The following is a 17,716-nucleotide window of genomic DNA, read 5'->3' on the forward strand; positions in this document are numbered from 1 at the left end:
CGCCCAGCACGGCAATGCGATCGACGCTGCCAAGGCAGCCGGCGTACGGCGCATCGTCTACACGAGCGCACCCAAGGCAAGTACCTCCGCTCTGGTCCTCGCTCCCGAGCACAAGGCGACCGAAGAACTCATCGCCGCCTCAGGACTTCCGTCGACAATCCTGCGCAACGGCTGGTACTCCGAGAACTACCTTCCGTCCATCGAGCAGGCCCGCCAGACTGGCACGTTCCTGACCAGCGCCGGCGAGGGCCGCATCTCGAGTGCGAGTCGCAAGGACTTCGCTGAGGCAGCCGCGATCGTTCTCACCGACAGCTCGACCGCTGGCAGGGTGTATGAGCTCTCGGGCGACCATGCCTGGTCGCAGCAGGAGCTCGCTGACGCCATCAGCACGGCGATCGGCAGCGAGGTCGCACTGGCGAACGTCACTCCCGAAGAGCACCTGAGTGCGTTGGTCGGTGCCGGAGTCGACGAAGGCACAGCCGGATTCCTGGTTGCCCTCGATGGCAACACCCGCGACGGCCTGCTCGACGGCACGAGCGGTGACCTCAGCGCGCTGATCGGTCGCCCGACAACGCCGCTGGTCGACGGCCTCCGCGAGGCAGTCTCCGTCTGAGGTCATTCGGCCAGTTCGGATCGGCGACAAGTCGTCGGTTCGAACTGGCCCCCGGGCCCTGTCAGCGGTTCTAGTCCCGATCCTGGGTCGGCCAATCGAGCGTCTCGAGCGCGCGGCGAAACGATCGCGTGCGAAATGGGACGAACAGCTTGGGTGCGGTGGTCCCGTCGCTGAGGAGGAATCGCACGTTCGTAGCCCAGATGAACGGACCGCGAACCTTCTCAAACTCAATTGCGGTGATCTGCTCGCGGTCAATCACGATGTTCTTCCGCAACCAGGCGCGCAGATGGATTCGCTCGACGGTGACATCCACGCGATCCCAGAAAGATCCACGCGTCCATGGCGACGCGACCAAAGCCCCGTGGAACCCTGCGATCCTCACGAATTGGACCCTTTGCTCTTGGGTCGTCCGTACAGCACGACCAGGGCAATGACGATGCCTGCGACGGTGCTGCCCGTTCCCCAGATCCACTGGTCCTTGTCGAACTCGAGAAGGTAGCCCGAAAGCGGAACGCTGATGAGCACCACGAGCCAGACGAGTCGCCAGTACCAGTTCACCGCTCTCTCCGGATCCCCTGAGAGCAACTGGTCGAAGAACAGAAACATGGCGGCACCGCCGATCCACATCGCCGCGTAAAGCGCACCGATCACCGCGATGACCAACAGCACACCGGCCAGGATCCCGGCGACCTGCGCTCGGGCGGCGAGGGCCAATCCACAGACAGCGGCGCCTCCGATTGCCATGAGAAGGGCGGCGCGGACCAGTTGGCGCGGCTCAACCTGTTTGCTCTTGCCCTTCTTCTTCCCCACGCGATGAACCTACCGAACGCTTCGTCAGCCCTGAGCGAACACACGGTTTCCGCGGAACAAGCGACTCGTACGTGTAGTTGAGCCCGTCAGACTCAACTTCAGGAGATCCCCGTGACCACGCTGCACAAATTCCCCGTTCTGGCACTCGAAGATGTCGTCGTACTGCCCGGAATGGTCGTACCGATCGAGCTCGACGATGCCGCTCGCGCTGCCGTCGATGCCGCACGTACGAGCAACGACGACCGCCTCCTCGTCGCACCGCGACTCGAGGACCGCTACGCGACGTACGGGGTGGTGGCGACGATCCAGCAGGTCGGCCGACTCCCCGGCGGTAGCCCCGGCGCCGTGATCCAGGCCGAGCAGCGTGCCCACATTCAGGGCGGTGTGACCGGACCCGGCGCGGCGCTCTGGGTCGAGGCTGAGCTGGTCGAGGACCCCGAGCCGACCGAAGCCGTACGTGACCTCGCGCAGACCTACAAGGGTCTGCTCGTCACCATCCTGCAGAAGCGCAACGCGTGGCAGGTCATCGACTCCGTCCAGCGCATCACCAACCCCGGCCAGCTCGCCGACACGGCGGGCTACGCGTCGTACCTCGAGCTGGAGCAGAAGCGCCAGCTGCTCGAGACGTCTGACGTCGAAGAGCGCCTGAACGTCCTGATCGGGTGGGCTCGCGACTACCTCGCCGAGGCTGACGTCAACGAGAAGATCTCCGAGTCGGTGCAGGAGAGCATCGACAAGAACCAGCGCGAGTTCGTGCTCCGTCAACAGCTCGCTGCGATCCGCAAGGAGCTCGGCGACGACGAGCCCGAGGACACCAAGGACTACCGCGAGCGCGTCGAAGAAGCAGACCTCCCCGAGGACGTCCGCAAGGCTGCACTCCGCGAGGTCGGCAAGCTCGAACGCGGCAGCGACCAGAACCCTGAAGCGGGCTACATCCGTACCTGGCTCGACACCGTTCTCGAGCTCCCGTGGAACGTCAAGACCGACGACAAGACCGACATCGGCGCTGCGCGCGAGGTGCTGGATGCCGATCACCACGGTCTGGATGACGTGAAGGACCGGATCGTCGAGTACCTCGCCGTCCGCGCGCGCCGCAAGGACCGCGGCCTCGAGGTCGTCGGCGGACGCGGCTCAGGCGCAGTGATGGCGCTCGTGGGCCCGCCCGGTGTCGGCAAGACATCACTCGGCGAGAGCGTTGCTCGCGCCCTTGGTCGCAATTTCGTACGTGTCGCCCTCGGCGGCGTCCGTGACGAGGCTGAGATCCGAGGCCACCGCCGTACGTACGTCGGCGCGCTCCCCGGTCGTCTGGTCCGCGCGATCGGCGAGGCGGGATCGATGAACCCGGTGATCCTGCTCGACGAGATCGACAAGGTCGGCGCCGACTACCGCGGCGATCCGGCGGCTGCCCTGCTCGAGGTACTGGACCCGGCGCAGAACCACACGTTCCGCGATCACTACCTCGATCTCGATCTGGACCTGTCCGACGTCCTTTTCCTGGCGACGGCCAACGTGATCGAGTCGATTCCGCAGCCACTGTTGGACCGCATGGAGCTCGTCCAGCTCGACGGCTACACCGAGGACGACAAGGTGCAGATCGCCCGTCGCTACCTCGCTCCGCGACAGCTGGAGCGGGCCGCGCTGACGGACGACGAGATCGAGATCACCGACGAGGCGTTGCGCGAGATCGCTGCGTCCTACACACGTGAAGCCGGCGTCCGCCAGATGGAACGGCTGCTCGCCAAGGTGTTCCGCAAGGTGACGACCAAGCTGACCGAACCGGACGTCGAGTCGCCTGTTGTCGTCGATGAGACGACGCTGGTTGATTACATCGGTCGGCCTCGCTTCACTCCCGAGTCCGAGGAGCGCACGGCGGTTCCCGGCGTCGCGACGGGCCTCGCGGTCACGGGTCTCGGCGGAGACGTGCTGTTCATCGAGGCGAGCGCCTACGACGGCGAACGCGGACTTGCGATCACCGGCCAGCTCGGCGACGTGATGAAGGAGTCGGCGCATATCGCGCTGTCGTACGTGCGCTCACACGCCGACGAGATCGGCATCGACCTGGAGACACTCGAGCGTTCGATCCACCTGCACGTTCCGGCCGGCGCTGTCCCCAAGGACGGCCCGTCAGCGGGCGTCACGATGGTCACAGCGCTCACGTCGTTGGCGCTCGGTCGCAAGGTGCGTGCTGACGTCGGCATGACGGGTGAAGTCACTCTCAACGGTCGCGTGCTGCCGATCGGTGGCGTGAAGCAGAAATTGATGGCCGCTCAGCGCGCTGGGCTCAAGACGATCTTCATCCCCGCCCGCAATGAGGTCGACCTGGTCGACGTGCCCGAAGAAGTGCTCGCCGAGCTGGATGTTCGTCCGGTGGCGGACGTCGCGGAGATCCTCGCGTCGGCTCTCGAGCCGGTCGAGGACGCGGCAACCGTCGCCGCCTAAGTCGGTCGGCGCCCTCACTGGAGGAAGAGGGCGCCGCCCGAGTACGTGGTCAGAACCCTTCGGCGAGCCGGTAGTACGCCTGGTTCCATCGCACTTCCTTGAGGAATCCGCGAGTCGTCGTGTCGTCCCCGATGTGCAGCAGCTCGGTTCGCAGGATGTCGGCGAGATCCTCGAACTCTTCGAGCCCCACCGCAGTCGAGAGCACTGTGTGGTGTGGCGCGCCGGCGATGAGCCATGCCTCGGCGGCCGTCGGCAACGACGGATGCGCCTCCCACACCGCGCAGGCAACCGGCAGGTTGGGCAGCGCTTCGTCCGGCTCGACCAGAGTCACGTCATTGGCTGTCAGCCGGAACCTGTCGCCGAGATCGGACAGCCCAACCACGATGCCTTCGCCAGGGTCGGCGATGAACCGCATCCGGACTGGATCCTCGCGATTGCCCATCGACAACGGATGAGCCTCGATGCTCGGCCGGCTCGTGGTGATCGTCGGACACACCTCGAGCATGTGCGCGCCGAGCGACTTCTGGTTGCCCGGCTCGAGGTGGTACGTGTAGTCCTCCATGAACGAGGTGCCCCCGGGCAACCCCTCGGCCATGGTCTTGGTCGTACGCACCAGGACCGCCGTCTTCCAGTCGCCTTCGCCGCCGAACCCGTAGCCCTCCGCCATGAGTCGCTGGACCGCCAGCCCAGGCAGCTGACGTAGGCCGCCGAGGTCCTCGAAGTTCGTCGTGAACGCTCCAAACTTGCCCGCCTCGAGGAACTGACGCAGGCCAGCTTCGAGCTGCGCGCTGTAGCGCAGGGACTCGTGACGATCTCCCCCAGCACGCAGGTCAGGTGCGACGTCGTAGCTGTCTTCATACTCAGCGACGAGCTTGTCGACCACGTCCTGTTCCACCGCGTCCACGACGTCGACGAGGTCGTTGACGCCGTACGTGTTGACGGAGACTCCGAACTTGAGCTGCGCCTCGACCTTGTCGCCCTCGGTGACCGCGACGTCACGCATGTTGTCACCGAATCGCGCGAGCCTGAGGTTGCGAAGGTCATGGGCTCCAGCCGCAGCCCGTGCCCAGGCGCCAACCCGCTTGGTGACGGTCGGATCGCTGACATGTCCAGCCACCGTCTTGCGCGCGACGCCGAGACGCGTCTGGATGAACCCGAACTCTCGGTCACCGTGGGCAGCTTGGTTGAGGTTCATGAAGTCCATGTCGATCGTCGCCCACGGAATCTCGACATTGGCCTGCGTGTGCAGATGGAGGAACGGCTTCTGGAGAGCGTCGAGACCGTTGATCCACATCTTGGCGGGCGAGAACGTGTGCATCCAGCCGATCAAGCCGACGCAGGAGTCGTCGGAGTTGGCGTCCAACACCACCCGTCGGATCGCGTCAGACGAGGTCAGCACCGGTTTCCACACAAGGCGAGTCGACAGCTGGGGTGAGTCCCCGAGCTGGGCGGCAATGACGCGCGACTGCTCGGCGACCTGACGCAATGTGTCCTCGCCGTACAGGCTCTGGCTTCCGGTGAGGAACCAGATCTCGCGCTCGTCGGTGTTCACGAATTCTCCTTGAGTGGGCTATTGCCCGTAGACGTTCTGATAGCGGTCGAAGAGCTTGTCGATCGAGTCTTCGGGAATCGAGAGAGGGTCACCCAGCTGTCGGGCGATGTGGACGGTTCGCGCAACGTCCTCGCACATGACCGCAGCCTTCACGGCGGATCGCGCGTCCTTCCCGATCGAGAACACGCCGTGGTTCTGCATCAGCACTGCCGGCGATCTGCTGTCGCGCAGCGTCTCGACGATGCCGCGACCGATTGAGTCGTCTCCGATCAACGCGAACGGTCCGACGGGGATCTCGCCACCGAACTCGTCAGCCATCATCGTGAGCACACACGGGATGGGCTCGGCTCTGGTGGCCCAGGCGGTGGCGTACGTCGAATGCGTGTGCACGACACCACCGACGTCAGGCAGGTGGCGATAGACGTATGCCTGCGCAGCGGTGTCGGAGGACGGCGCGAGGTCACCCTCGAGCACCGTCCCTTCGAGGTCAGTCACGACCATGTTTTCCGGGGTGAGGTCGTCGTAGCTCACCCCGCTCGGCTTGATGACCAGGGCATCGGCTCCGGGAACCCGTGCGGATACGTTGCCGGCGGTCCAGACGACAAGCTCATAGCGAGTGAGCTCGGCATGGAGGTCGCACACCTCGCGGCGAAGTCTGGCGATCGTCGAAGCCACGTCCTGGGTGAGCGTCATGACGCGTCCCCGGCGAGCGCCTCACGGCGCAGTGCATGCAGACGGTGCATCACGTCGTTGCCACCCCGGCCGAACGTGTCGTGCAGTGCGGTGTACTCGGCGTACAGCCGGTCATAGACCTTGGAGCGTCCCTCATCGGGCAGGATCACTGCCCGATTGAGGGAGCCCATTACCTTCGCGGCGGCGCGTATGTCCGCGTACGCGCCGGCCGCGACGGCAGCATGGAGGGCAGACCCCAGAGCGGGGCCCTGCTCGGACCCGATCACCGAGAGCGGCAAGCGGGTCACGTCGGAGTAGATCTGCATGAGCAGCGGGTTCTTGGACAGGCCGCCGGCAATGATCAGCTCGTCGACCGGAACACCGCTCGCATTGAACGTGTCGATGATCGTCCGAGTGCCGAACGCCGTGGCCTCGATCAGAGCGCGGTAGATGTCCTCAGGGCGCGTCGCCAGGGTCTGGCCGACAAGCAGGCCGGTCAGCTCGTGATCGACCAGCACCGAGCGGTTGCCGCTGTGCCAGTCGAGGGCCACCAAGCCGTGCGCGCCGACCGGCTGCCGGGAGGCCAGCTCGGTGAGGTACTCGTGGACTCCGACACCAGCAGCGTCAGCCGCATCGCGTACGTAGGCCGGGACGCCGTGATCGACGAACCACCCGAAGATGTCACCGACGCCACTCTGTCCGGCCTCGTATCCCCACGTACCAGCAACGATTCCGCCCTCGACCACGCCACACATCCCAGGCACCTCACAGAGCACTGCAGCACTCATGACGTGGCACGTCGACGTGCCCATGATCGCGACCATCTGGCCGGGATCGACTGCCTGGGCCGCCGGGGCCGTGACGTGTGCATCGACGTTGCCGACAGCGACCGCGATGCCCTCGGGCAGTCCGGTCAGCCCCGCAGCCGCTGCGGTCAAGGTGCCTGCCGCATGGCCGAGCTGGCCAATTGGCTGATCAAGTTTAGCGTTAACAAAGTCTGCAAACAGAGGGTTTAGGGCTGTGAGGAAGCCATCCCCCGGATAGGCGCCGTCTTGCAAGATGCCCTTGTAGCCGGCCGAGCACGCGTTGCGGACGTACGTCCCGCAGAGCTGCCAGACAATCCAGTCGGCTGCCTCGACCCAGCGCTCCATGGCGGCGTAGACCTCGGGATCCTCCTCAAGAATCTGGAGTCCCTTGGCGAACTCCCATTCCGACGAGATCAGTCCGCCATACCGCGGCAGCCACGACTCCTGGCGCTCCTCGGCGAGGGCATTGATGCGATCGGCCTGCCCCTGAGCGGCGTGATGCTTCCACAGCTTCACGTAGGCATGTGGCCGGTCCTCGAACTGCGGCAGCTCGTTGAGCGGAGTGCCGTCCGCAAGGGTTGGAACCATCGTGCAGGCCGTGAAGTCGGTGGCGATGCCGATCACCTGCGAGGGATCGATCCCCGATGCGCGTACGGCCTCGGGAACCGCATGCCTGAGGACGTCGACGTAGTCCGAGGGCACTTGCAGCGCCCAATCTGGTGGCAGCGCCGAGTCTGGCGTCGTTGGCAATGCGTCGCTGATCACGGCGTGGGTGTATTCGTGCACTGCGCTCGCGAGCTCACGGCCATCCTCGACCGCAACAACCAGTGCGCGCCCGGACAAGGTGCCGAAGTCGACTCCGACGACGTACTGCTCGCTCACTTCTTGGCCTTTCGAGAGCTCGGTGCCGAGGTGCTCGAGCGGATGATCAGCTCGGGCTCGATGAGCCGCGGTAGGTCCTCGTTCTCACCGAGGATCGCGGCGTGCAGGACGTCGATCGCGCGACGGCCGACCTCCTGAAAGTTCTGTCGTACGGTGGTGATGGCCGGGTTCAGGAACTCGGCCTCGGGAGCGTCATCGAATCCCACAATGCTGATGTCGTCCGGCACCGCGACGCCTGCCTCGGCGAGCGCATGCATCAGGCCGATCGTCATCTGGTCATTGGCGACGAACACCGCCGTGGGACCGGGTGTGTCCAGCAGTTGGCGACCCGCGATGTAACCGCTGCGTGGGGTCCAGTCACCGTGAAACAGCGGGCCAACGTTCTGACCTGCGTCCTTCAACGCGGCTTCCCAGCCCTGGCGGCGAGCTTCGGCCTCGGTCCAATCCTGAGGACCGCGTACGTGTGCGATCGAGGTGTGTCCGAGATCGAGCAGGTGTTTCGTCGCTTCGTACGCTCCGCGGTGCTGGTCGACTCCGACCGCGAACTTCGCCTTGGACAAGTCGCCCTCGACGACGACGAGCGGTACGCCGGGGTCCTGATGGTGGATCACATCGAGCGCTGCGTATTGCGCAGCGATCATGACGATGCCTTCGACGGACTGCCGCAACAGGTGGTCGATCGCATCGGTGAGGGACTGAGTGGTCACGCTCGAGAGGCTCACCGAACCTGCAAAGTAGCCTGCCTGACGTGCGGCGTCCTCCACTGTGCGGTGAATGCTGTTGGGTCCGTAGAGCCCGGTCTCTGTGCTGATGATCCCGATCGTCGATGACTTGCGCGTCACGAGCGCACGCGCGGCGGTGTTGGGCCGGTAGCCGAGCTCCTTGATCGCGGCCTCGACCCGCTCGCGGGTCGACTCCTTGATGTTGGGCATCCCGTTGATGACTCTGGACACGGTCTGGTGGGAGACCCCGGCGACCTTGGCGACATCGGCCATCACCGGCGCGTGTTGAGGATTGCCAGTCATGTGGACCGCCGGGTGAAGAGCCGCTGAAGCAGGACGAACACCAGGAGCAGCACGCCGATCGCAATCTTGGTCCACCACGAGCTGAGCGTGCCATCGAACGAGATGAACGACTGGATGAGGCCGAGCACCATGACGCCGAGCGCCGAGCCGAGCACGAAGCCTGAGCCGCCGGTCAACAGTGTGCCGCCGATGACGACGGCCGCGATGGCGTCGAGCTCCCATCCGACCGCGGTCAGGCTGTAACCCGACAGTGTGTAGATGGCGTAGAGAAGACCGGCCAGCGCGGAGCAGAAGCCGCTGATGACATAAACGCCGATCTTGGTACGCGCGACGGCGAGGCCCATCAGCATCGCGGACTGCTCGCTGCCGCCCACGGCGTAGACCGTGCGGCCGAACCTGGTCATGTGCAGAACCACCGCAGCGATCACCAGCACCACCAGCGCGACGATCACCGCGGGCGTGATGAAGTAGTCGCCGATCGTGATCGTGCCCTGGGCGAAGGAAGTGAAGGTCTCGTTCTTGATCGGAATCGAGTCGACGCTGATCACGTAGCAGAGGCCTCGGGCCAGGAACATGCCCGCGAGGGTCACGATGAACGGCTGAATCTCGAAGTAGTGGATCACCAGGCCCATCAAGAGACCCAGCACCGATCCGGTCAGCAGGACCGCGACGATCACGAGCGGCGCAGACCACCCGGCACGCAGCGCTTCGGCCGCAATCATCGTGGACAGGGCGACGACCGAGCCGACCGACAGGTCGATCCCGCCGGTCAGGATCACGAACGTCATACCAACCGCGAGAACGATCAGGTACGAGTTGTCGACCAGCACGCTGAGGACGGTCTGCGGCGAGGAGAAGCCCTCGTAGCGGATCGAGCCCATACCGAACATGGCCACGAAGAGCGTGAAGGTCGCGATCACCGGAAGGAAGCGGGTCGGGAACACGAAGCCACGTGACGAGCGAGGCGAGGGGCTCCCTGCGGAGTGCTCGGGGGGAGCCATGACGATGGTCATGCGGCCGTTCCCTTCGTGAGTAGACCCGACGGTCGTCGTACGGACAGTGCCGCGCGCGCCTTGGGCGATTGCAGCAGGCAGACCACGATCACCGCGACGGCCTTGAACAAGTAGTTGGTCTCGGCTGGGATGCCCATCGTCGGGATTGTTGTTGCGAGGGTCTGGATGAACATAGCGCCGATCAGCGTGCCGGTCAGCGAGAATCGGCCGCCGGCGAGCGACGTGCCGCCGATGACGACCGCAAGAATCGCGTCGAGCTCGATGAAGAGGCCGGCGTTGTTGGCGTCGGCCGCGCTGGTGTTGGAGGCGATCATGAGGCCCGCGATGCCGGCGCAGAAGGCGACGAAGACGTACACCGTCCAGGTAATGGTTCGAGCGCGTACGCCCGCCAGCCTGCTTGCCTCGGGGTTGATGCCGACCGCCTCGATCAGCATGCCGAGCGCGGTACGTCGCGTCAGCACAGCGGTGATCGCAAAGACTGCCAGCGCGATCAGGATCGCGACTGGCAGGCCCAGCACGAAGCCGGTGCCGACCTTCTTGAACAGCGCGTTGTTGACCGTGATGATCTGGCCGTCAGTGATCAGCATCGCCAGGCCGCGCCCCGCGGTCATGAGCACGAGTGTCGCGATGATCGGTTGGATCCCGAAGACCGAGACCAGCAGTCCGTTCCACAGCCCGAGCAGGATGCCGACCCCCACCGCCATGGTCATCGCGACGATCGCGCGTCCTGCCGTGGACTCGTCGGGAGACCCCGCCATGTAGGTGCACGCGACAGCCCCGGAAATCGCCACGATCGCGCCGACGGACAGGTCGATGCCGCGGGTCGCGATGACGAGAGTCATGCCAAGGGCGATCAGCAGCGTGGGCGCGCCGTTGCGCAGGATGTCGATCAGGCTGCCGTAGAGGTGTCCGTCCTGGACCCTGATCGAGAAGAACGACGGGGTCGCAATGACGTTGACGACCAGCAGGAGCCCGAGCGCGAACAGCGGCCAGAACAGAGCATGGCGAGTGAGGTTACGCATCAGCGCGCACCTCTCCCGCGATGATCTCGAGGACGTCGGAAACAGTGACGTTCTCGTTGGCCCGCTCGTCGATCTTGCGACGGTCGCGCATCACGACGAGTCGGTCGCTGAGTCGCAGGACCTCCTCGAGCTCTGCGGAGATGAAGACGACGGACATGCCATCCTTTGCAAGATCAGCGACGAGCTGCTGGATCTGCGCCTTGGCGCCGATGTCGATGCCACGGGTGGGCTCGTCGAGGATGAGGAGTTCCGGCTCGGTGATGAGCCAGCGCGCGAGCAGGACCTTCTGCTGGTTGCCGCCGCTGAGGTTGCGCATCAGTGCCTGCGGGTCGGCCGGGCGGATGTCGAGCGCCTCGATGTACTTGCTGACGAGGCGGTCCTTGGTCTTGGCAGGGATCGGTCGCAGCCATCCGCGCGATGCCTGCATCACGAGCACCATGTTGTCGGCGATCGAAAGGTCGCCAATGACGCCTTCCGAGCGCCGGTTCTCGCTCGAGAACGCGATCTTGTGGTCGATCGCCTGGCGAGGCGTTCGCAGCTTGATGTGCCGTGAGCGCATGCGGGTATCGCCACTGTCAGCTGTGTCGGCGCCGAACAGTAGGCGCGCGAGCTCGGTGCGGCCCGAGCCGAGGAGGCCGGCGACACCGATGACCTCACCTTCGAAGACCTTGAGGTCGACCGCCTCGACGCTGCCCTTGCGACTCAGTTGGAGGACCTCGATGAGCGGCTCGCCCTGCGCCTTCACAGTGTGCTCATCGGCTTCCTGCTCGATCTTCTCGAGAGTCTCGAGCTCGCGGCCGATCATTGCTTTGACGACTTGGAGCTGAGTCGTATCGGCAGTGACGTACTCGCCGACGAACTGCCCATTGCGCAGGACCGTCATGCGGTCGGAGATCTCAAAGACTTGGTCGAGGAAGTGAGAGACGAACACAATTGCGACACCGTCGGTGCGGAGTGCGCGCATCACCTCAAACAACTTGGCGACCTCGTCAGCGTCCAGGCTGGAAGTGGGCTCGTCGAGAATCAGGAGCTCTGCATCGATGTCGACAGCGCGCGCGATCGCGACAAGCTGCTGAATCGCGATCGGGTGTGTTCCGAGCTGCGACTTGGGGTCGACGTCGAGGCCGAGCCGGGTCAGGACGTCACCAGCACGACGGTTCATCTCGCGGGTGTCGATGCGTCCGAATGATCGGGGTTCACGGCCCAGCAGCATGTTCTCCGCGACCGTGAGGTTGGTGCAGAGGTTGACCTCTTGGTAGACCGTGCTGATGCCGGCAGCCTGGGACTCGGCTGGGCTGTTGAACGTACGATGCTCGCCGCCGACGACGATCGTGCCCTCGTCGATCGAGTAGACACCTGTGAGCGCCTTGATCAGCGTGGACTTGCCGGCACCGTTCTCGCCCATCAGGGCGTGCACCTCGCCTGGCCTGAGGGTGAGACCCACGGACTGAAGGGCCTTGACGCCGGGGAAGCTCACCGACACACCGCTCATCTCCACGACGGGCTGCGTGCGCGTCGCCTGTACGGCTTCGGCTGTCATTTGGATCATCTCTTCGTTCTCGGAAGGTGGGTGGGGCCCTGCGCCCTGCGACGCAGGGCCCCGATTCCTGGGTGTTGCTCAGTACTGACGGTCAGCCAGGACGGCCTTGGCCTGCTCCTGGTCGAAGGCGCCTTCTTCGGTCTCCACGCGCTGTGGGACCTCTTCGCCGGCGACGACCTTCTCGGCAAGCTCCATCAACTGAGGACCGAGGAGCGGGTTGCACTCCACGATGTAGTTGATCTTGCCTGCCGCGAGCGCGGTCATACCGTCCTTGACGGCGTCAACGGTGATGATCTTGATGTCGACGCCCGGCTTGAGTCCGGCCGCCTCGATCGCCTCGATCGCGCCGAGGCCCTCGTCATCATTGTGTGCGTAGACGACGTCAATGTCCTTCTGGGACTTGAGGAACGCCTCCATCACCTTCTTGCCACCATCACGGGTGAAGTCACCCGTCTGGGAAGCGACGATCTTGATGTTCGAGTCGGCTGCGATCTTGTCCTCGAAGCCTTCCTTGCGGTCGATCGCCGGAGCGGCACCAGTCGTGCCCTGGATCTCGACGACGTTGATCTTGCCGTCCTTGTTGACATCGTTCGTGGCCGCGTTGTCGACGACCCACTGGCCGGCCTTCTCGCCCTCGAGGACGAAGTCGGAGCCGAGGAACGTCTTGTAGAGCGATGTGTCCTCGGAGTCGACGGCGCGGTCGGTCAGGATCACGGGGATCTTGGCGCGCTTGGCTTCCTGCAGCACGGTGTCCCAGCCGGTCTCGACGACGGGGCTGAACGCGATGACGTCGACCTTCTGCTGGATGTACGAACGAATCGCCTTGATCTGGTTCTCCTGCTTCTGCTGTGCATCGGAGAACTTGAGCTCGATCCCGGCTTCCTTGGCCGAGGCCTGGATCGACTTGGTGTTTGCTGTCCGCCAACCACTTTCGGCGCCAACCTGCGCGAAGCCCATCGTGATCTTGTCGGAGCCGCCTGCATCGTCCGCACCGCCATCACTGCTACCGCAGGCAGCCAGGCTGCCGGCGAACACTACGGTCGCTGACGCAACCATCAGATTCTTGAACACTGCTTTCCTCCATCTGGGATGGCACCCAGGGTCGTTCGACCCCGGGAGATTCGTGATGCTTTCGGGCGGACATCCGATTGCATCGAAGGCTTCCCCTCGGGAGAGGGTCCATCTTCGCCACCGATGAACTCCGTTTTGTGACCCGGAGCACATCTGTCGTGTACAGATTGTTAACGTTAACAATCTGTTACGTCAAGCGAATGAAGAAGGTTTGTGGAACTTTCTCCCAAAGCAGGCGCGAAGTCGCGACGCAGCCGCCTAGAGCGCGGCGTAGGCCGGCTTGATGATGTCGTTGATGATCGCGAGTCTCTCGTCGAACGGGAGGAACGCGCTCTTCATCGCGTTGATCGTGAACCACCGCAGGTCGTCCGTCGTGTAGCCAAATGCGTCGACGAGCAGCTGCATTTCCTTGCTCATGGAGGTGTTGCTCATCAGTCGGTTGTCGCAGTTGATCGTCACGCGAAAACCAAGTTCTTTGAGCTTGCCGATGGGGTGATCGGCGATCGACTTCATGTTGGGTACAGCGTGCGTCTGCATGTTGGACGACGGGCACATTTCGAGCGGGATACGGCGATCACGGATGTACGCCGCGAGGGGGCCGAGCTTGGGTCCGCCCGGTGCGTCGAAGTCGATGTCGTCGACGATGCGTACTCCATGACCGAGGCGCTCGGCACCACAGCGCTGGATGGCTTGCCAGATCGACGGCAGGCCGAATGCCTCACCGGCGTGAATCGTGAAGTGGGCGTTCTCGCGATGCAGGAACTCGAACGCCTCAAGGTGCAGGATCGGCGGATAGCCGTCCTCAGCGCCGGCGATGTCGAAGCCGGCGACTCCCCGGTCGCGGTACTCGACGGCAATCTCGGCAATCTCGAGTCCACGCTTGGCGTGACGCATCGCAGTGAGCAGCTGCCCGACGACAATTGGGTTGCCCTGGGCGGTCGCCTCAGCGCGCCCTTCCTCGATACCAGCCTGGACTGCCTCGACAGTCTCCTGCAGCGTCAGACCAGCCGACAGGTGCTGTTCAGGTGCCCAGCGGAGCTCCGCGTAGACGACCTTGTCGCTCGCGAGATCTATGACCGACTCGCGTGCCACCCGGGCCAGATCCTGCGGGCGCTGCATGACAGCGACGGTGTGAATGAAGGTCTCGAGGTAGCGCGGAAGTGATCCCGAGCTCGATGACTCCTCGAACCACGCGCCGAGCGATTCAGCATCAGGAGCGGGAAGGTCATGGCCGATCTCATTCGCAATTTCGACGATCGTCGCAGGCCGTACGCCGCCGTCCAAGTGCTCGTGCAGGACGACCTTCGGCGCCTTGGCGATCTGCGCCGCTGTTGCGGGGGGCATCAGGTGCCCATCAGCAGTACGACGGTCTCGGCAACGCATGCCGGCTTGTCGCTGCCCTTGATCTCGACGGTGTGCTGGAGCGTCGCGCGCTGTCCCTTGTCGATGTCCTCCACGGTGAGCAGCTCGACCCGGTCGCGGATCTTGGAATTGACCTTGACCGGCGCAACGAAGCGCACCTTGTTGAGCCCGTAGTTGACTCGGGCGACGTCACCGGCGAACGCGTAGACCTGCGCTCCGAGGAACGGGAGCATCGACAGTGTGAGGTAACCATGCGCGACGGTGGCTCCGAATGGTCCATCCGCCGCACGCTCTGGGTCGACGTGGATCCATTGGCGGTCACCTGACGCGTCGGCGAAAAGATCGATGCGTTCCTGCGTCACGGCGACCCATTCGCTGACGCCCAGCTCCTCGCCTGCGGCGTCGGCGATCTCATTGCGATTGTTCAAGATGCGCATCAGTCCAACCTACTCAACCCGGTCGATCACGACGGAGGCCGCCTCAGCGCCACCGGTCCCGATGTCATAGCCGCCTTCAAGAGCTGCGATGGCGCGCTCAAACCGTTCGGGGGTGTCGGTGTGCAGGGTCAACAGCGGCTGACCTGCGGTGACGGTGTCGCCCGGCTTGGCGTGCAACACGATGCCTGCTGCCGCCTGGACCTGCTCGCCGGGACGAGATCGCCCGGCACCCAGGCGCCACGCCGCGACACCGACAGCGAGAGCGTCGAGACGGGTCAGCGTGCCACTCGTCTCGGCGTTGACCGTGTGGGTCTCCTTCGGCGTCGGGAGCGCAGCATCAGGGTCGCCGCCCTGTGCCGAGATCATCCGCTTCCAGACGTCCATTGCTTCACCTGAGGCGAGCTTCTCGGCTGGGTCCACGTCATCCTTTCCGGCCGCGGTGAGCATCTCCCGGGCGAGCGCAACCGTCAGCTCGACAACGTCTGCCGGTCCCCCGCCAGCCAGCACCTCGACCGACTCGGCGATCTCCACGGCGTTGCCCGCAGTCAGCCCGAGCGGTGTCGACATGTCAGTCAGCAGCGCCACGGTCTTCACCCCTGCGTCGGTGCCGAGCGCCACCATCGTCTCGGCAAGCTCGCGGGCCTGATCAAGCGATTTCATGAACGCACCCGTGCCGACCTTGACGTCGAGCACCAGTGCGCCGGTGCCCTCGGCGATCTTCTTGCTCATGATCGAGCTCGCGATCAGCGGGATCGCCTCGACCGTCCCGGTGACGTCGCGAAGGGCGTACAGCTTCTTGTCTGCCGGTGCGAGACCCGCTCCGGCGGCACAGATCACGGCACCGACGTCCTCGAGCTGCGACATCATCTCGTCGTTGCTGAGTTCAGCGCGCCATCCCGGAATCGCCTCGAGCTTGTCGAGGGTGCCACCCGTATGACCGAGTCCGCGGCCGGACAGCTGAGGTACGGCGACGCCACAGGCCGCAACGAGCGGAGCCAGCGGCAGGGTGATCTTGTCACCGACACCGCCGGTTGAATGCTTGTCGGCGGTCTTCCAGGACAGGCTGGAGAAATCCATGCGCTCTCCACTGGCGATCATCGCGTTGGTCCAGCGGCTGATCTCGCGTCGGTTCATGCCGTTGAGCAGGATCGCCATGGCCAGCGACGACATCTGCTCATTCGCGACCACACCGCGGGTGTACGCATCGACAACCCAGTCGATCTGCGCATCACTGAGCTCAGCCTTGTCGCGCTTGGTCGCAATGACCTCAACAGCGTCGAAGGGTTCGGTCATGCATGGACTCCAATACTTTCGAATCCCCGCAACACCCAGGTCGGTCGCCGTGGCGCCTCCCCGTCAAGCTCGAGGCGGGGGAAGCGCCGGAGCAGGTGTGTCATCGAAATCTGCAGCTCAAGCCGCGCGAGGGGCGCGCCCAGGCAGAAGTGTCGACCCATACCGAAGCCGACGTGCGGATTGGGATCACGGCCGACGTCGAACACGTCGGCTTCCGCGAATGCGTCTGAGTCACGGTTGGCTGACCCCATCAGGCAGGCGATCTTCTGGCCTGACTTGATCAGCTGGCCTGCGATCTCGACGTCGTCGGTCGCCGTACGTTCAAACAGCTGCAACGGCGCATCGAAGCGGAGGAGCTCTTCGAGTGCGATCTCCATCGGCACCTCCCCCGACGTGATGCGAGCGAGCTGCTCGGGATGCGACATCAGCGCATAGATCCCGTTGCCGAACGCATTGACGGATGCCTCGTGGCCGGCGTTGAGCAACAGCACGACCGAGGCGACGAGCTCGTCCTCTGTGAGCTTGGCACCCCGACCGCGCTCACGGATCAGGTCGCTGATCAGGTCTTCGCCTTGGTTTTCGCGCCGATCAGTCACGACGGCGCGCACATAGTCGGAGAACGCGGTACTTGCCTCAACTGCCGCGGCCTTGACCTCGTCGCTGGGCCGAGGCTCGTACATGTGCACGATGGCCTGGGACCACGTACGAAGGAGCTGGTGGTCCTCGCGGGGAACGCCGAGCAGATCGGCGATGACGTAGACCGGCATCGGCTCGGCGTAGTCAGCGAGTACGTCGAACCGGTCGTCGAGCTGTTCGACCATCTCTGCGGCGAGCGACTCGACGCGCGGGCGCATACGCTCCACGTGGCCGCGCCCGAACGCGCCGGCCACCAGCTTGCGGAGCCGGGTGTGCGCCGGAGGCTCGTTCTCCATCATCTGGTTGCGGTGCAAGGCGTTGAACGGCTCGAGCTCGTCGACCGGCTCCCAGTCAGACCAGATCCGGCCGAACGCACGGCTGCGCAGCACCGCGCTCACCGACTTGTGGGTCGTTGCGAGCCACATGCCCATCGGCTCGTGCCACAGCACGGGGCCGTTGGCTCTCAACGACGCCAGCACGGGATAGGGATCGCGCAGGAAGGACGGCTCTCCCGGATCCAGCTGAACTGCGTAGCGCGTCAAG

Annotated in this window: 16 protein-coding genes; 2 read left to right on the forward strand and 14 right to left on the reverse strand. The window is 64.7% G+C overall.

Annotated features, from left to right (window positions below; genetic code table 11):
• A partial coding sequence (locus V6M39_RS11735) for an NAD(P)H-binding protein (RefSeq protein ID WP_332644003.1) occupies positions 1–613 on the forward strand: 613 nt, incomplete at its 5' end.
• Between the two features lie 70 nt (positions 614–683).
• On the opposite strand, the gene V6M39_RS11740 is transcribed toward V6M39_RS11735, so the two are convergent.
• Both V6M39_RS11740 and V6M39_RS11745 read right to left on the reverse strand, forming a co-directional pair.
• Positions 684–995, reverse strand: coding sequence for a hypothetical protein (locus V6M39_RS11740; RefSeq protein ID WP_332644004.1), 312 nt, complete (start codon positions 993–995; stop codon positions 684–686).
• On the reverse strand, positions 992–1,423 hold the full coding sequence (locus V6M39_RS11745; protein ID WP_332644005.1) for a hypothetical protein: 432 nt from the start codon (positions 1,421–1,423) through the stop codon (positions 992–994). The genes V6M39_RS11740 and V6M39_RS11745 overlap by 4 nt, the downstream gene beginning before the upstream one ends.
• 171 nt (positions 1,424–1,594) lie before the next feature.
• On the opposite strand from V6M39_RS11745, the gene lon reads away from it, so the two are divergent.
• On the forward strand, positions 1,595–3,862 hold the full coding sequence (gene lon, locus V6M39_RS11750; protein ID WP_442880785.1) for an endopeptidase La: 2,268 nt from the start codon (positions 1,595–1,597) through the stop codon (positions 3,860–3,862).
• A 49-nt stretch (positions 3,863–3,911) separates the two neighbouring features.
• On the opposite strand, the gene araA is transcribed toward lon, so the two are convergent.
• The 12 genes from araA to V6M39_RS11810 all read right to left on the reverse strand — a co-directional run bounded on the left by araA (position 3,912) and on the right by V6M39_RS11810 (position 17,715).
• Positions 3,912–5,414 carry an L-arabinose isomerase gene (araA, locus tag V6M39_RS11755; protein WP_332644007.1) on the reverse strand — a complete coding sequence of 501 codons (1,503 nt, stop codon included), beginning with the start codon at positions 5,412–5,414 and terminating at the stop codon, positions 3,912–3,914.
• Positions 5,415–5,432: 18 nt separating this feature from the next.
• Positions 5,433–6,107, reverse strand: a complete 675-nt coding sequence (locus tag V6M39_RS11760) for an L-ribulose-5-phosphate 4-epimerase (protein ID WP_332644008.1) — start codon at positions 6,105–6,107, stop codon at positions 5,433–5,435.
• Complete coding sequence (araB, locus tag V6M39_RS11765; protein WP_332644009.1) at positions 6,104–7,774, reverse strand: ribulokinase; 1,671 nt, start codon at positions 7,772–7,774, stop codon at positions 6,104–6,106. Before araB ends, V6M39_RS11760 begins: the two co-directional genes overlap by 4 nt.
• On the reverse strand, positions 7,771–8,799 hold the full coding sequence (locus V6M39_RS11770; protein WP_332644010.1) for a LacI family DNA-binding transcriptional regulator: 1,029 nt from the start codon (positions 8,797–8,799) through the stop codon (positions 7,771–7,773). The genes araB and V6M39_RS11770 overlap by 4 nt, the downstream gene beginning before the upstream one ends.
• Positions 8,796–9,812: a galactofuranose ABC transporter, permease protein YjfF gene (yjfF, locus tag V6M39_RS11775; RefSeq protein WP_332644011.1), complete on the reverse strand. Its 1,017-nt coding sequence runs from the start codon at positions 9,810–9,812 to the stop codon at positions 8,796–8,798. Before yjfF ends, V6M39_RS11770 begins: the two co-directional genes overlap by 4 nt.
• A complete protein-coding gene (locus tag V6M39_RS11780; protein WP_332644012.1) occupies positions 9,809–10,834 on the reverse strand; it encodes an ABC transporter permease in 1,026 nt (341 codons plus the stop codon). The genes yjfF and V6M39_RS11780 overlap by 4 nt, the downstream gene beginning before the upstream one ends.
• Positions 10,827–12,374, reverse strand: coding sequence for a sugar ABC transporter ATP-binding protein (locus V6M39_RS11785; protein ID WP_332644013.1), 1,548 nt, complete (start codon positions 12,372–12,374; stop codon positions 10,827–10,829). The genes V6M39_RS11780 and V6M39_RS11785 overlap by 8 nt, the downstream gene beginning before the upstream one ends.
• Before the next feature lie 78 nt (positions 12,375–12,452).
• The gene (locus V6M39_RS11790) at positions 12,453–13,445 is read right to left on the reverse strand and encodes an ABC transporter substrate-binding protein (RefSeq protein ID WP_332644014.1); all 993 of its coding nucleotides are present in this window, start codon (positions 13,443–13,445) and stop codon (positions 12,453–12,455) included.
• Positions 13,446–13,703: 258 nt separating this feature from the next.
• Positions 13,704–14,789, reverse strand: a complete 1,086-nt coding sequence (locus tag V6M39_RS11795; protein ID WP_332644015.1) for an adenosine deaminase — start codon at positions 14,787–14,789, stop codon at positions 13,704–13,706.
• A complete protein-coding gene (locus tag V6M39_RS11800; protein ID WP_332644016.1) occupies positions 14,789–15,244 on the reverse strand; it encodes a MaoC family dehydratase in 456 nt (151 codons plus the stop codon). The genes V6M39_RS11795 and V6M39_RS11800 overlap by 1 nt, the downstream gene beginning before the upstream one ends.
• Positions 15,245–15,253: 9 nt before the next feature.
• Positions 15,254–16,537, reverse strand: coding sequence for a thymidine phosphorylase (locus V6M39_RS11805; RefSeq protein WP_332644017.1), 1,284 nt, complete (start codon positions 16,535–16,537; stop codon positions 15,254–15,256).
• The gene (locus V6M39_RS11810) at positions 16,534–17,715 is read right to left on the reverse strand and encodes a cytochrome P450 (protein WP_332644018.1); all 1,182 of its coding nucleotides are present in this window, start codon (positions 17,713–17,715) and stop codon (positions 16,534–16,536) included. The genes V6M39_RS11805 and V6M39_RS11810 overlap by 4 nt, the downstream gene beginning before the upstream one ends.
• Position 17,716: the final 1 nt, after the last annotated feature.

Origin of the sequence: Aeromicrobium sp., from assembly GCF_036675695.1 — a bacterium.
Classification (GTDB): Bacteria; Actinomycetota; Actinomycetes; order Propionibacteriales; family Nocardioidaceae; genus Aeromicrobium.

Bases quoted from the DNA above. Each gene is read 5' to 3' on its own strand.
- V6M39_RS11780 (WP_332644012.1), bottom strand. From the start codon at position 10,834: ATGCGTAACCTCACTCGCCATGCTCTGTTCTGGCCGCTGTTCGCGCTC.
- V6M39_RS11795 (WP_332644015.1), bottom strand. From the start codon at position 14,789: ATGCCCCCCGCAACAGCGGCGCAGATCGCCAAGGCGCCGAAGGTCGTC.
- yjfF (WP_332644011.1), bottom strand. From the start codon at position 9,812: ATGACCATCGTCATGGCTCCCCCCGAGCACTCCGCAGGGAGCCCCTCG.
- lon (WP_442880785.1), top strand. From the start codon at position 1,595: ATGGTCGTACCGATCGAGCTCGACGATGCCGCTCGCGCTGCCGTCGAT.
- V6M39_RS11800 (WP_332644016.1), bottom strand. From the start codon at position 15,244: ATGCGCATCTTGAACAATCGCAATGAGATCGCCGACGCCGCAGGCGAG.
- V6M39_RS11805 (WP_332644017.1), bottom strand. From the start codon at position 16,537: ATGACCGAACCCTTCGACGCTGTTGAGGTCATTGCGACCAAGCGCGAC.
- V6M39_RS11770 (WP_332644010.1), bottom strand. From the start codon at position 8,799: ATGACTGGCAATCCTCAACACGCGCCGGTGATGGCCGATGTCGCCAAG.
- V6M39_RS11760 (WP_332644008.1), bottom strand. From the start codon at position 6,107: ATGACGCTCACCCAGGACGTGGCTTCGACGATCGCCAGACTTCGCCGC.
- V6M39_RS11785 (WP_332644013.1), bottom strand. From the start codon at position 12,374: ATGACAGCCGAAGCCGTACAGGCGACGCGCACGCAGCCCGTCGTGGAG.